Origin of the sequence: Solwaraspora sp. WMMB335, assembly GCF_049179075.1 — a bacterium.
Classification (GTDB): Bacteria; Actinomycetota; Actinomycetes; order Mycobacteriales; family Micromonosporaceae; genus Micromonospora_E.
Window position 1 is genome coordinate 3,427,173 of the sequence record NZ_JBMHMF010000001.1, and the last position, 14,805, is coordinate 3,441,977.

At 70.2% G+C, this 14,805-nt stretch carries 10 protein-coding genes; 3 read left to right on the plus strand and 7 right to left on the minus strand.

The features are described 5' to 3' along the window. Positions 1–225 precede the first annotated feature (225 nt). The gene (locus ACN27F_RS14810; protein ID WP_421434042.1) at positions 226–1,314 is read left to right on the plus strand and encodes an ABC transporter ATP-binding protein; all 1,089 of its coding nucleotides are present in this window, start codon (positions 226–228) and stop codon (positions 1,312–1,314) included. A 290-nt stretch (positions 1,315–1,604) separates the two neighbouring features. Here ACN27F_RS14810 and ACN27F_RS14815 read toward each other — a convergent pair whose 3' ends face one another. The 7 genes from ACN27F_RS14815 to ACN27F_RS14845 all read right to left on the minus strand — a co-directional run bounded on the left by ACN27F_RS14815 (position 1,605) and on the right by ACN27F_RS14845 (position 12,123). Further along, positions 1,605–3,458, minus strand: a complete 1,854-nt coding sequence (locus tag ACN27F_RS14815) for a family 16 glycoside hydrolase (protein ID WP_421434044.1) — start codon at positions 3,456–3,458, stop codon at positions 1,605–1,607. A gap of 121 nt (positions 3,459–3,579) precedes the next feature. Then, positions 3,580–4,941 carry a pectate lyase family protein gene (locus ACN27F_RS14820; RefSeq protein ID WP_421434045.1) on the minus strand — a complete coding sequence of 454 codons (1,362 nt, stop codon included), beginning with the start codon at positions 4,939–4,941 and terminating at the stop codon, positions 3,580–3,582. A gap of 230 nt (positions 4,942–5,171) precedes the next feature. Beyond that, on the minus strand, positions 5,172–6,386 hold the full coding sequence (locus ACN27F_RS14825) for a Gfo/Idh/MocA family protein (RefSeq protein WP_421434046.1): 1,215 nt from the start codon (positions 6,384–6,386) through the stop codon (positions 5,172–5,174). Between the two features lie 58 nt (positions 6,387–6,444). Further along, the gene (locus ACN27F_RS14830) at positions 6,445–7,917 is read right to left on the minus strand and encodes a mannitol dehydrogenase family protein (RefSeq protein WP_421440215.1); all 1,473 of its coding nucleotides are present in this window, start codon (positions 7,915–7,917) and stop codon (positions 6,445–6,447) included. Between the two features lie 56 nt (positions 7,918–7,973). After that, positions 7,974–9,284: an enolase C-terminal domain-like protein gene (locus ACN27F_RS14835; RefSeq protein WP_421434048.1), complete on the minus strand. Its 1,311-nt coding sequence runs from the start codon at positions 9,282–9,284 to the stop codon at positions 7,974–7,976. After that, positions 9,281–10,750: a glucuronate isomerase gene (gene uxaC / locus ACN27F_RS14840; RefSeq protein WP_421434050.1), complete on the minus strand. Its 1,470-nt coding sequence runs from the start codon at positions 10,748–10,750 to the stop codon at positions 9,281–9,283. Before uxaC ends, ACN27F_RS14835 begins: the two co-directional genes overlap by 4 nt. Positions 10,751–10,791: 41 nt before the next feature. Beyond that, positions 10,792–12,123 (minus strand): Gfo/Idh/MocA family protein, encoded by a 1,332-nt coding sequence (locus tag ACN27F_RS14845; RefSeq protein WP_421434052.1) that lies wholly within the window; start codon positions 12,121–12,123, stop codon positions 10,792–10,794. Positions 12,124–12,398: 275 nt separating this feature from the next. Between ACN27F_RS14845 and ACN27F_RS14850 the strand changes: the two genes are divergently transcribed. Together ACN27F_RS14850 and ACN27F_RS14855 are read left to right on the plus strand one after the other, a co-directional pair. Continuing rightward, the gene (locus ACN27F_RS14850; RefSeq protein ID WP_421434054.1) at positions 12,399–13,433 is read left to right on the plus strand and encodes a LacI family DNA-binding transcriptional regulator; all 1,035 of its coding nucleotides are present in this window, start codon (positions 12,399–12,401) and stop codon (positions 13,431–13,433) included. Between the two features lie 18 nt (positions 13,434–13,451). Next, a complete protein-coding gene (locus tag ACN27F_RS14855; RefSeq protein WP_421434056.1) occupies positions 13,452–14,801 on the plus strand; it encodes an ABC transporter substrate-binding protein in 1,350 nt (449 codons plus the stop codon). Positions 14,802–14,805: the final 4 nt, after the last annotated feature.

Consider the following 14,805-nt stretch of genomic DNA (forward strand, 5'->3'; position numbering starts at 1 on the left):
GCGGGGTGGCGTACGCCACCCCGTAGTCCGTTTTGCGCCTTATTTGCGGTACCCGTAGGCCGTCCCGGTCTTGGCAGCCGGCCAAATTGCGTTTACCGTGGCGTGACACGTGCGACACGACGCCTGGCGGCGTCGTGCGCCGCCCGTGGGCCGGCACACGACGCCGGTCGCTCCTTCACTCGGATCGTCCGGCACGTTCCTGCCGGTGAAAGGAAGCGTTGAACCATGGCTACGGTCACCTACGAGAAGGCGTCCCGCATCTATGCGGGCACCGAGCGCCCCGCCGTCAACAAGCTGGATCTGGAGATCGGCGACGGCGAGTTCCTGGTGCTGGTCGGCCCCTCCGGCTGCGGTAAGTCGACCAGCCTGCGGATGCTGGCCGGTCTGGAGGACGTCGACGAGGGCCGCATCCTCATCGACGACCGCGACGTCACCCACCTGCCGCCCAAGGCCCGGGACATCGCGATGGTCTTCCAGAACTACGCGCTCTACCCGCACATGACGGTCTACGAGAACATGGCCTTCGCGCTCAAGCTCCGCCGGACCTCCAAGGCGGAGATCGACCGCCGGGTGAAGGAAGCCGCCGCGCTGCTGCAGTTGGAGGAGTACCTCAGCCGCAAACCGAAGGCGCTCTCCGGTGGTCAGCGCCAGCGGGTGGCGATGGGCCGGGCGATCGTCCGCGAGCCTCAGGTCTTCCTGATGGACGAACCGCTGTCGAACCTCGACGCGAAGCTGCGGGTGCAGACCCGTACCCAGATCGCCTCGCTGCAGGCCAAGCTGGGCGTCACCACCGTGTACGTCACCCACGACCAGGTCGAGGCGATGACCATGGGTCACCGGGTCGCGGTGCTGCTCGACGGCGAGTTGCAGCAGGTCGACACCCCGCGGAACCTGTACGACGCACCGGCCAACGTGTTCGTCGCCGGGTTCATGGGCTCCCCGGCGATGAACATCAAGACCGTCCCGCTGACCGACCAGGGCGCCGTGTTCGCCGAGATGGTGGTGGATCTGAGCCGCGAACAGGTGGCCACGGCGAAGGAGGGCGGCAACACCAAGGTCACCGTCGGCTTCCGGCCAGAGGACTGCGACCTGGTCAGCGCCTCCGAGGGTGGCATGCCGATGGTCGTCGAGCTGGTCGAGGACCTCGGCTCGGACGCCAACGTCTACGGCTACGCCACGCTGGACGGCGATTCCGAGCGGTTCGTGGTGCGGACCGACCGCAGGCACATGCCGCGGATGAACGACACCGTGTTCGTCCGGCCCCGGCCCGGCCAGCACCACGTGTTCCACGCCCAGAGCGGTGCCCGGCTCTGAACACCCTTCGGCCCGGCTGCTGACCGTCCTGGATCTGGTCGAGGGCGAGAACTGACGCACCGGACGGCCGGTCTCCCTCGCAGGGAGACCGGCCGTTCGGCGTTGCCCGACAGGCACGACGCACGGACGCGCGGACAGGACGCGGCGACGGCCCGGAACCGTCGTGGCAGGACGGTTCCGGGCCGCGCCGGCCTGGTGGACCGGCGGCCGGGCGGGACCCGGTGGGAACGGGCAGGCTCCGCGCGGGCCGGGCTACCAGCCGATGGTGCGTCGCCCGGTTACGGCGTGGGTCACGGCGTCACCACCCGACCGCCGAGGGTCACCACGAGGCGGCCGTCCGAGGCGAAGGACCAACCCAGAGCTCCCGAGTACGACGAGCACCGGGAGCCGTTCGAGCCGGACCAGAACTGGTTCGAGCTGTCCGAGTTGCCGATGATCCGGTCGGTGGACCCGCTGTCGCACGAGGTGTTGTTGCGGAACACCGAGGTGCCGCCGTCGAAGTTGAAGTTGCGCTCCTCGTTGCCGATGCTGACGTTGTTCGACACCGTCATCGTGCCGAGGTTGCGGTTGTACGTGAACCCGTGCTTGCCGTTGTAGTACGCGATGTTGCCCCGGATGGTGTGGTTGACCCCGATGTCCTCACCGCCGAGTTTGTAGCCGTTGCGGTCGCCGTTGCCGGCCTGGCTGCCGTCGCTGAGCGTGCCGTTGTCGTACGCCAGGGAATATTCGATGGTGACCGCGCCGATGGGTCCGGTGTCTGTCTTGGTGTAGAGGTCGTACCCGTCGTCGATGTTGTTGTGGGCGACGGTGTAGCGGAACACGTTGCCGGGGCCGACGGTGAGCTTCGGAGCGAATCCGTCCGCGTCCTCCCCGTCGGAGTCGACGTTGTCGTGCGACACCGAGCTGAGCACCAGGTTGTTGGCCGGCCACTGACTACTCGGCGCACCGGCGACCAGCCGCGACAGCTGCAGCCCGGAGTCGCGGTTGTGGCGGGTCACCACCCGCTCGATGATGTTGTTGTTGCCGGCGAGGAGGATCCCGTTGTCACCGGCACGCTCGACGATGATGCCGTAGATGTGCCAGTACGATCCGCCGACGGCCAGCCCACGGTTCGCCGAGTCCTCGCTCTGCGCCGAGAAGTCCAACACCGGGGTTTCGCCCGGGTAGGCGTACAGCTTCTTGCGTGCGCTCGATGTGCCGTTGTTGTCCTGTCCGATGGTGACGGTCTGCGCGTAGCGGTAGGTGCCGCCGCGCAGATAGATCGTGCCGCCGGGCGCGATCCGGGTGATCGCCGAGGTGAGCGTCGTCGGGTTGGACACCGTCCCGGACGCGCTGTCGCTGCCGTTCGGCGACACGTACAGACTGTCGCTTGACGGCGGCGGAGTCGTCGGCGGCGCGGTGGTCGGCGGGGTCGTCGTGGGCGGCGGAGTCGTCGGCGGGGTCGTCGTGGGCGGCGCGGTGGTCGGCGGCGGAGCGGTGGTCGGCGGCGCCGTCGTGGGGTCCGGCACCGAGCCGATGGTGTCCACGCTGACGTCGTCGTAGCTGGCCCCGGCGTACCCGGTGACCAGCGCGATCCGGCCCGAGCCATAGTCGCTGTCGCTGCCGGATCCGATCTGGCTGCCGTTGACGAAGCCTCGGATGGTGCTGCCGCTGGCCTCGATCCGCAGCGTGTACCACGTTCCGGTGGAGACGGTCAGGGCGGCCGAGCCCAGCACGCTGATCGAGCTGCCGTTGACCACCTGCAGCTCGGCCCGGTTGCTGTTGGTCAGAGCCAGCCGGTACATCTTGGTGTTGCTGCTGACCCGCGACGCAATGCCGACGAACCGGTCCGAGCCGTTGAACGACAACGGCTTGACCCGGGCCTGCAGCTGGTAGTCGGTCCAGCTGGTGCTGCCGTTGAAGAACCGGGCCAGGTTGCTGCCGGTGTTGTCCTGCCGCAGCACGTTGCTGCCGTCGGAGACGATCTCCCAGCTGCCGCCGGACTTGGACCAGCTGCTCGTCGAGCCGTCTTCGAAGGTGGCGGAGAAGAGGGTTGCCGCCTGGGCGTTGCCGGTCACCCCGACCACCAGTGCCGCGGTGACGGCACTGGCACCGAGGGCGGCCAGCAACCCGCCCCGACGGCGGGATCTGGTTCTGCTCTGCACGAGCACTCCTTGGGTTCGGCACCACGACAGTGGTGCGGTCCGGGTGGGTCGCCTGGTGCCCCGCGGGCAGCGGGACCGTCCACTGCCCGCGGGAGCTTGCGGTGAGAACGGCCGCTGGTCGTCAGGCCGGCAGCTTGCCGGCGCCGGCGGTCAGCGTGGTGTAGCCGGGTACGAGCGGGGCGGGCAGCACCGGGCCGTGCCGCAACGTCGGGGTCCAGCCGGCGTCGGAACCCAGGTCCGGGTCGTATGCCGCGTTGTACGCGTCCAACAGGCTGGCCGGGCGCAGCGGCCGGCGGCCCTGCGCGACCCAGCTGCCCTTCTCGGTCAGCACCGTGCCACCCCAGTCGTGGAGCAGGTCGGCGGTGTCCAGTCCGGAGCCCAACCGGAAGGCGTTGTTCTCCAGGTACGGCGCGGCCTGCACACCGACGCCGACGGCGTACTCGAACGCATCGCCGGACAGCTTGTAGTAGTTGTTGTAGACGTCGACCTGACCGAACCGGATCCGTGGCAGGCGCTGCAGGCTGCCGTCGAAGATGTTGTGATGCAAGGTGACGTTGAGCCGACCGACATCGGGGCCGACGGTGTTCGACGACCCGATCAGCATCACCTTGTCCCGGCCGTCGAACTTGTTGTACGACACGGTCACCAGGCTGGCGGTGTGGGTAATGTCGAGCGCCCCGTCATGCACCTGCAACGGCCGGCCGAAATAGATCGGCTGGGCGCTGTCCGGGTTGTCGCCGTCGGTGAAGGTGTTGTGGTCGACCCAGACGTTCTCCGACCGGCGCACGGACATCAAATCGTACTGCGAATTCCAGTTTCCGGCGTCGCCGTCGTCCGGCGACCAGGCGGGAAAGCAGTCGTACGCGTCGTCGAAGAGGACGTTGCGGACGATCACGTTGCGAACGCTGTCCACCATCAGGGTCAGGTTCTCGAAGCGGGCCCCGTGCAGCCCGACGATGGTGGTGTTGGCACCGACGTTGATCTGGGTGTAGCGGGTCTGGTTGGTGACCGAACGGCGCCGGGCGTCCTCCAACGGACCACTCGGGTCGTTCTCCCACCCCCAGACCGCCGGGTCGTACGTGACCAGGAACTCATCGAAGTCGTACTCAGGGTCGGCAAGGTCGTCACAGGTCAACCGGCTGCCGTCCGGCCCCTCGAAACCGTTGATGACACCTTTCACATAGATGATTTTCGGGGTGTCGTTGTTCCGGTTGGTGGCGTTGTCGCCGCCCAGCGCGTCGATCAGCCCGGCCCGGCTGTCGACCACATGGATGTGCTCCTGGCTGGCCACCGATCCACCGGTGGTGCCGTCGCCGGCGGCGCCCCAGCCATCGTCGGCCGGCAGCACCTGCCGGCCCAGCGACCGGGCTCCCCAGGACAGCCGGTCGGAGTCGTTGTTACCGCCCGCCACGGCCGCCGAAGGGGGCAGCACCGCCACGAGCGCAACTCCGGCAACGACGGCAGTCAATCTCCTCAGTCGCATTACCACACTCCGCGCTATTGTTCGGATCCGATCACGTAACCAACACGCAATCTTCCTGAACCCAAACGATAAATATTACCGACGAAATGTGTCAATGCGATACGTTTGCAGGTTATTTGCAATGCGCCAGGACAAATTTGACTACCCGGCGCCGATCGGCCGAGCGGACGACTATTCTGTCCGAGTTTGTGACAACAGGGGAATCCGTCGATTTGCAATACGGTTTCCGTTCAGCCGGCCGCCACCTCCTGCCCCAACCAGGCCCGGTGCGGCCGGACCGCCCACGGCACCTCCTGCTCGGAAAACAACGCCAGCTCGGCCGCGCTGCGCCGGACGATCGCGTTGATGCCGTCGATCGTCAGCACCCGGTCGGCACCGACCGTCCCGGTGCTGGCCGTCCGGTCCGCGCCGAGCAGGCACGGCTCCGGCGCGGCCTGCACCACCTCCAGCAGCGCGGTGAACGCCTCGGTCCGCGCCAACGGGGCGACCAGCGCCACACCGGCCGGGTCCCGCCGGTGCGCCAGCAGGTTCTCCAGCAACCCGACCCGGCCCGGCACCACCGTCAACTGCGGCTCGCCGGGCAGCCGCAGCCGATCCGTCGGATACTCCAATACCGCCGTGCCGGCCGTGCCGTGCACCAGCACCTCACCGGCGATGAACTCCTCACCGGCCAGGGTCACCGCGACCACGATCGCCAGCCCGGAGTCCAGCGTGATCCGCATCGACGCGGTGTCGTCGACCTCGATCGGACGGACCCGGTAGCGTTCGAGCTCGACCAGCATCGGCGCGCCGGGCTCGACCGCCGCCGCCACCGCCAGGCACTGCATGGTGGCATGCGCCAGCGGGTTGGCCAGCGCCCCGTCCAGCGACGGCTGCCCGTGCACGCTGCGCCGCCCGGCCCACGGCGACCGCCGGTAGTAGGCGTCGTCACGCCGCCAGGCCGCGACCGTCGAGATCCCGGTCACCGTGCCCAGCCGGCCGTCGGTGGCGGCGGCGGTCAACTCGGCCAGCGCCGCCGACCCCAGCGCCTGGAAGCCGACCTGGCAGACCCGGCCGTGCCCGGCCAGGGCCGCGGCGAGCCGCCGGTGCTCGTCGAGCGAGAGCACCGGCGGCTTCTCCAGCAACAGGTCGGCACCGGCGGTGAGCGCGTCGAGCGCGATCGGCAGGTGGGTGTACGGCGGCGTACAGATGATCACGACCTCCGGCCGGACCTGCGCCAGCATCTGCCGGTGGTCGGTGAACACCGCGGCGCCGTCCGGGACCGGAGCCTCCGGTGCCGGCTCGACCGGTCGTACGTCGGCCAGCCCGACCAGCCGCAGCACCCCGGCCTGGTGCAGCGGCGCCAACTGGCGCCGGTGCCACAGGCCGTGCCCGCTGGCGCCAATCAACGCGACCCGGGGCGGCTCGTCGGTGGACCGCGCACCGGCCGGTAGCTCGCTCGTCACGTCGAACCTCCTATCCGCACGGTGTGCGCGGTTTCCTATCCGGACGGTGTGCTGTCGGTCAGGACGCGGCGTCGGCCAGCGTGGCGGTCACGCCGTGCTTGTCCAGGGTGTCCAGCCAGCTGGTGATCATCTCCCGCACCTCGGCGTCGGCCGCCAACTCGGGTGGGAACACCTCGGTCAGGTCGAGCAGCGCGTCCACCACGGCCGCCGGGTTGCCGCCGGTGCCGGCCAGCGCCGCCCGGATCGCGTCGGCGAGGGGATCGTCCAGCGGCAGCGCGGCGCCGCTGTCGGAGCGCCCCTGCACGAACCGCATCCAGGCGGCGATGACCAGGGCCGACCAGAACGGCCGGCCACCGGCCGCGCGCCGGTCCGCCATGGTGTGCAGCACCCGCTGCGGCAGCTTCTGCGACCCGTCCATCGCCACCTGGATGGTGCGGTGCCGGATCGCCGGGTTGGCGAACCGCTCCAGCACCGACTCGCCGTACTCGATGACCGACACCCCCGCCGGCGGGTCGAAGCTGGTCGCGACGTCCTCGACGACCAGCCGACGCAGCACGGCGGGCAGGCCGGGGATACCGACCAGTGCCTCGGCGATGGTGTCGTGCCCGGCCAGCGCCCCGAGATAGGCGATCGCCGAATGCACCCCGTTGAGACCACGCAGCTTGAGCCGCTCCCACGGGCCGGCATCGCCGGTCAGCACCGCTCCGGCGCGTTCCCAGGCCGGCCGCCCGCCGGGGAAGGCGTCCTCGATCACCCACTGCGAGTACGGTTCCCCGGCGATCGCCGCCAGGTCGGTGACGCCGAGCGCGGACCGGGCGGTGGCGATCGTCCCGTCGGTGGCCGCCGGCACGATCCGGTCGACCATGGTGCCGGGGAAGGTCACGTTGGCGTGCACCCAGTCCGCGACGTCGTCGGGCGCCTTCGCGTACGCCAACGCCTCGCCGACCAGGCCGTGCAGCCGGCGCCCGTTCGACGGCAGATTGTCGCAGCTGACCAGGGCCAGCGGTCCGGCGTCGGCGACGGCCCGGGCGGCCAGTCCGCGCAGCAGCAGGCCCGGCACGGTCATCGGTGGCCGGTCGCCGCGCAGGTCGGCGGCGACCGCCTCGTCCGGGCGCAGCCGTCCGGTGACCGGGTCCAACTGGTACGCCTTCTCCGTCACGGTCAGCGTGACCACCCGGATCGCCGGGTCGGCCAGCAACGCCACGATCGCCGCCGGGTCGCCGGCCGCGTGCCGTACCCCGGCGAACGCGCCGACCACCTGGGTGCGCGCCCCGGCCCCGGACAGCGTGGTGACGCTGAACAGGTTGTCCTGCGCGGTGAGGCGCCGCACGACGTCGAGGTTGCGCGGCGCGACCGCGACGATGCCCCAGTCGCCGCCGGCCCGGGCGATCGCCTGCTCGGTGTAGACCGCCTGGTGGGCCCGGTGAAAGGCACCGAGGCCCAGGTGCACGATGCCGGCCGGCACGTCGCCGGGACGGATCAGCGGCCGGCTGGTCGCCGGCACCCGGTCCAGCGTCCGCAGGCTGAGCAGCGGCGGGTCGGTGGCAGGGCTCCCGGACGCCGGGTCCTCGGCGCGTTGCCCGGCGCTCACCGCCATACCGGCCCGTCCGGGAACGAGTACTCGGCGATCGAGGCCGGCTTCATGGTGGCGCTGTAGCCCGGCTGCTCGGGCACCAGGTAACGCCCGCCCCGGGTGCGCACCGGGTCGACGAAGTGCTCGTGCAGGTGGTCGACGTACTCGACCATCCGGCCGTCGAGCGAGGTGCCGACCCGCAGATAGTCGAAGATCGCCAGGTGCTGCACGTACTCGCACAGGCCGACGCCGCCGGCGTGCGGGCAGATCGGCACGCCGAACTTGGCGGCCATCAGGATCACCGACAGCACCTCGTTGACCCCGGCGATCCGGCAGGAGTCGATCTGGCAGACCCCGATCGCCTCGGCCTGCATCAGCTGCTTGAAGATCACCCGGTTGGCGGCGACCTCGCCGGTGGCGACCCGGCACCGACCGCCGGACAGCTCGGTGACGGCGGCGGCGATCCGGGCGTGGCCGAGCACGTCGTCGGCGTGTGTCGGCTCCTCGATCCAGTACGGGCCGACCTCGATCAACCGCGTCATGTTGGCGATCGCCTCGTCGACGTCCCAGACCTGGTTGGCGTCCATCATCAGCAGCGCGTCCGGGCCGATCTCGGCACGGATGATCCGGGCCCGGCGGACGTCGTCGTCGATCGGGCCGCCGACCTTCATCTTCATCGCCCGCCAGCCGTCGGCGTACGCCGCCCGGGTCAGCGTCCGGACCTTGTCGTCGGGGTAGCCGAGCCAGCCGACCGAGGTGGTGTACGACGGGAACCCGTCGCGCTGCAGCTCGGCGAGCCGGTCGGCCTGGCCGGTCAGTCCCTTGTCGAGGATCGCGGCGGCCTCGTCGGCGGTGATCGCGTCGGTGATGTGGTGGAAGTCGATGCTGGCGACGAGTTCGTCGGTGGGCATCTCGGCCAGCAGCCGCCACAGTGGTTTGCCCGCCAGCTTGGCCCGCAGGTCCCAGACCGCGTTGACCAACGCGCCGCAGGCCATGTGGATGACCCCCTTCTCCGGGCCCAGCCAGCGCAGTTGCCCGTCGGCGGTGAGCGAGCGCCAGAAGACGACCGGCTCGCCGACGATCTCGGCGACGGTCCGCCCGGTGACGTGGTGGGCCAGGGCCCGGACCGCCGCGCAGGTGATCTCGTTGCCCCGGCCGTTGGTGAAGGTGAAGCCGGCGCCGAAGGTCCCGTCCGGGGCGTCGGTGCGCAGCTCGACGTAGGTGGCCGAGTAGTCGCCCCGGTTGATCGCGTCGGATCCGTCGCCGGCCGCCGCGGTCGGGAACCGTACGTCATGCACGTCGACGCCGGTGATGGTGACGCTCATGCCAGCTTCTCCCCGATCTTGAAGACCCGCTTGGGCAGGCGGTATGCCAGGTCGACGATGGTCTCGGCGGCCTCGTCGAGGCCGAGCCGGTGCTCGGCGACGAGCCGGGCCAGGAAGCCGGCGTCGATCCGGCGGGCCACGTCGTGGCGGGCCGGGATCGAGCAGAACGCCCGGGTGTCGTCGACGAAGCCGGCGGTGTTGTAGAAGCCGGCGGTCTCGGTGACCGCCTCGCGGAAGCGGCGCAGCACCTCCGGTGAGTCCAGGAACCACCAGGGCGCGCCCAGGTACAGCGCGGCGTACCCGCCGGCGAGCGGGGCCAGTTCGCGGGTGAAGGTGTACTCGTCGAGGGTGTAGACGACCAGCCGCAGCCGGGGGTCGTTGCCGTACGCGTCCAGCAGCGGGGTCAGCGCGTGCAGGTACTCGGTGGCCTGCGGGATGTCGCCGCCGACGTCGCGGCCGTGGGTGGCGTACAGCCACTTGTTGTGGTTGCGTACCGAGCCCGGGTGCAGCTGCATCACCAGTCCGTCCTCGATGGACATCCGGGCGAACTCGACCAGCATGTGCGCGCGGAACGCCTCGGCGTCGGAGGCGGTGGCCGTGCCACGCAGACCACGCCGGTACAGTTCGGCGGCTTCGCGCTCGTCCAGCAGCAGGGTCAGCGCGGTCAGGTGCCCGTGGTCGGTGCTGGTCGCTCCGGCCGCGATGAACGCCTGCCGGCGGGCACGCAGCGCGGCCAGGAAACCCGGGTAGGTCCCGGTGTCCTCACCGGTGATCGCGCCGAGCTGGTCGATGTTGTCCCGCCAGTTGTCGAACTCCATGTCGGCGACGTTGTCCGGCCGGAACGTGGTGATCACCCGTCCGCCGGGGCCGCCCCAGCCGTCGGCGGCGAGCTTGGCGTGCCGGGCCAGGTCGTCCAGCGGCGACTCGGTGGTGGCCAGCACCTCGATGTTGAACCGTTCGAACAGCGCCCGGGGCCGGAACGCCGGCTCGGCCAGCTTCGCCGCGATCGTGTCGTAGATGTCGTCGGCGGTGTCCGGGCCGAGGCGGTCGGTCACGTCGAACACCTCGGCGAAGGTCTTCTCCAGCCACAACCGCGACGGGGTGCCACGGAACAGGTGCCAGTTGGCGGCCAGCCGCCGCCAACTGGCCCGCCCGTCGGCCTCCGTGCGGTACTCGCCGTCACCGGCCGGCGGCCGGGCGAGGATCCCGGGCCGGGTCGGTACGCCGAGTTCGCCGGGCGCAATGCCCTGGCTGAGCAGCATCCGGGTCACGTAGTGGTCCGGCACGACGATCAGCCGCGCGGGGTCCGGGAACGGCTCGTCGTCGGCGAGGATCGCCGGGTCGACGTGGCCGTGTGGCGAGATGATCGGCAGATCCCGGACGTGCGCGTACAACTCCCGGGCGATGGCCCGCTGGGTGGGCTCGGCCGGGAAGAGCAGGTCGGCCCGATCGGGTTGAGGGAACACGGAAGCAGGCTCCTCGGGGTACGGGGTCGGTGTCTGCGCGGTCAGTCGACCGCGAGCAGATCGGCCACCTGGACAGGTTGGCCGGTCTCGAAGGACCGGTTCGCGGCGAGTCCGGTGAGCAGGGCGAGCGCGCCGTCGCGGGCGGTCGCCGCCCGGCCCATCGGGTCGGTCTCGCCGCCGAACAACACGGCGGTCATCTTGGCGTCGGCCCCGCCGTGTCCGGCCCGGCTGTAGCCGGCCACCGGCACCTGGCGTGGCTGCTCCCAGAAGGGGCGGACGGTGAGCTTGGCCCAGCCCTCCTCGACAGCCGCCTGGACGCCGTGCAGCGCGGCGCCTTTGAGTTCGCCGGCGGCGTACGGACTGACGAAATCGCTCTCCACCACCTCCAGCTCCAACCGACCCCGACTGCCATTGAACATCACCCGATAGCCCTCCCACGGCGCGTACGCGGTGAGGTGGTACGTCATGGTCGCGCCGGTGGAGTACGTGGCCAGCACCGACATGTCGTCCTCGATGGTCACCCCGGGAGCGAAGACGTTCTGGTCGCGGTGGTAGCCGTCCTCGGCCTCGGCTTCCAGGTAGAGCGCGCGCAGCCGTGGATGGGCGGCCAACTGCAGCGCGAAGGGGTCACTGGCGGCGGCCACCGATCCGTGTGCCCGCTCGTATTCACGCGCGTAGCCGTGTCGGCGGCCGTGCTCGCCGTAGAAGAACAGCCGGCCGGTCGCGTAGACCTGCACCGGAACCGCGCCCAGCCACCAGTTGACCAAATCGAAGTGGTGGCCGGCCTTGTGCACCATCAGGCCGCCGGAGTTGGCCTTGTCGCGGTGCCAGCGGCGGAAGTAGTCGGCCCCGTGGCGTACGTCGAGCAGCCACTCGAAGTGCACCGAGCCGACCTCGCCGATCTCGCCATCGGCGAGCACCTGGCGGACCCGCTCGTGCAACGGGTTGTAGCGGTAGTTGAAGGCGACGGAAACGGTGCGCCCGGTCTGCGCCACCGCGTCGAGAATGCGCCGGCAGCGTGGCGCGTCGACGGTCATCGGTTTCTCGGTGATCACGTCACAGCCGGCTTGCAGGGCGGCGACGATGTACTCGTCGTGCACCCGGTCGACCGTGGTGACCAGGGCGGTGTCGACGCGTTCCTTTTCCAGCATGGTGACGAACTCACGGGCCGGGTACGTCGGCAGCGCGTCGCGGCCCAGTTCCTCCAGCCAGGAGTTGTGGGCGTCCATCCGGGCCTGGTTGGTGTCGGCGAAGGCGACGAGGTCGGCGGTGTCCCGGTGGTCGAGCACCAGGGAGCGGACGAACATCTCGGCGCGGGCGCCGGTGCCGACGAGCGCGTAGCGCAGCCGTCGCCGATCGGATTCTGGGGACATGCTGCTCCGCCTCCGGATTGGCTGCAAAGGTTTGCAGCAGAAGCTGCCACGAGACGGACACCCTCGTCAATGGATCCAGTCGAACCAGTACCTATTGCGGTATTTTGCGAGGTTATGAACACCGACGAGGTTGCCGGTCGCAACAAACACGTAATCGAAGACCGTTGACACGTGAGCAACCGTTTGCATTAATTGGCGAACCAACGTGACCCCAGCCACACCGGCCGGCACCGTGCCCACGCGGCTGCGGCCACCCCCGAGCCGAAGGACTACGCGTGCCAGCCACCATTCGAGACGTCGCGCGGGCGTGCGGAGTGCACATCTCCACCGTGTCCCGCACGTTCTCGGCACCGCACCTGGTCAACCCGGAGACCCGCAGCCGGGTGCTGGCCTGCGCGGAGCACCTCGGCTACCGACCCAACCGGGCCGCCCGGGCGCTGATCACCGGGCGGACGCACAACATCGGCCTGATCGTCGCCGACATCGCCAACCCGTTCTTCCCGCCGCTGATCAAGGCGGCGGAGAGCCAGGCCCGGCACCGCGACTACCACATCTTCGTCACCGACACCAACGAGGATCCGGCGGTCGAGGAAGAGCTCGTCCACGCCCTGGCCAAGCAGGTCGACGGGGTGCTGCTGTGCAGCCCCCGGATGAGCAACAGCCTGATCGAACAGCTCAGCCGGGACGTACCGCTGGTCGTGATCAACCGGCAGGTTACCGGCCTGCCGAACGTGGTCATCGACGTCGGCCAGGGCGCCCGGGCGGCCGTGGAGCACCTGACCGGCCTCGGCCACCGGCGGGTCGCGCTGCTCGGCGGTCCGCGCGGCTCGTGGACCAATCGGGAGATCCGTCGGACCGCGACCGCCGCGGCCCGCAGCGCGGATGCCACGTTGACCGTGATCGGTCCCAACCCGCCCACCGAGGGCGGCGGCATCGCCGCGGCGGACCAGGTCCGCCGGGCCGGTGTCACCGCCGTTCTCGCCTACAACGATCTGATGGCGATCGGCCTGATCGAAGGGCTCGACGCACACGGGATCGCGGTGCCCCGGGACATCAGCGTGGTCGGCATCGACGACATCGCGCTGAGCCGGCTCACCCGGCCCAAACTGACGACGGTGGCCACCCCGAACGCGGCCGCCGGCAGGGCGGCCGTCGACATGCTGCTCCAGCATGGCGACGACCGTCGCACCACCGCCCAGATAACGCTCCAGACCGAGCTGGTCATCCGCGACTCGACGGGCCCGGGGCCGCACAGCCATGCGGACCCGGGCGACGTGGCTGCCGCCGCGCCGGCCGACGTCGCCTCCTAACCCCAAGGAGTGAGCGCAATGTACCCCGCAACATCACCGACGGCGAGCGCGCCTGCCACGCGTGCTCACCGTACCCCTTTCGGCCGCCGGCGCCTGCTGCGCGGCCTCGCCGCGACGGCCGTCGTGCCGCTGGTCCTCGGCGCCGCGGCGTGCGGCGACGACGGCGGCTCGACCGACCCCGACGCGCCGGTCACCGTCGAGTTCTTCTGGTGGGGCGGCGAGTCCCGTGGCGCACTCACCGAGCAGGCTCTCAAGCTGTACGAGGAGAAGAACCCGAACGTCACCATCAACCCCACCTGGCAGGCGTTCACCGGCTACTACGACAAGCTGGCCACCATCTCCGCCGGCGGCAACGCGCCGGACATCTTCCAGATCGACGACAACGGCCTGGCCGAGTACGCGGGTCGCAACGTCACCCTGGACCTGACCGAGTACGTCGCCTCCGGTGCCATCGACCTGAGCAACCACCCGGAGAGCCTGACCCAGTACGGCCAGATCGACGGCAAGCAGGTCGCGGTCGCCGCCGGTGAGAACACCCCGGCCCTGGTGTACGACAAGACGAAGATCGCCGAGCTCGGCCTGCCGGAGCCGGAGACCGGCTGGACGTACGACGAGTTCGTCTCCTGGGGTGCCGAGGTGAGCGAGGCTGCCGGCGGCGACTACTGGGGCGCGATGGATCCGAGCGCCGACTACAAGGCGCTCTGGCTGTGGTTGCGATCGCAGGACAAGGAGTTCTACGACGGCTCGCAGCTCGCCTTCACCGAGGCCGACCTGGCCGAGTGGTTCCAGTTCTGGCTGGACGCCCGGGAGGCCGGCGCCACCCCGCCGGCCGACGTGGTGCACGAGGCGGTCGGCGGCGGCGTGTCCGACCAGCTGGTGGTGACCGGTAAGGGAGCCACCTCGTTCATGTGGTCCAACCAGCTCTCCGAGCTGGGCAAGTCGACCGAGAGCGAGCTCGGCATGGTGGCCTACCCCGGGGATCCGAAGGGGCAGTGGGCGCGGGCGTCGCTGTACTGGGCCGGATCCCGTACCACCGAGCACCCCGACGTGGTCGCCGACATCATCGACTTCCTGGCCAACGACCCGGACGCGGCGCAGATCCTCGGCGTCGACCGGGGCCTGCCGTCCAACCTCGACAACCGGGAGACCGTCCAGGCCACCCTCGACGACCCGTACATGACCGCCACGGTCGAGTTCGAGAACGCGCTGATCCCGCAGATGGGCCCGGCGCCGGTACCGCCGCCGCAGGGCCACGGACCGCTGCGCTCCACCCTGACCACGGTCGCCGAGAGCGTCACCTACGGCCAGGCCAGCCCGACGGACGCCGCCGCGGAGTTCTTCCGGCAGGCCGAAGCCACCCTCAAGTAGTCCC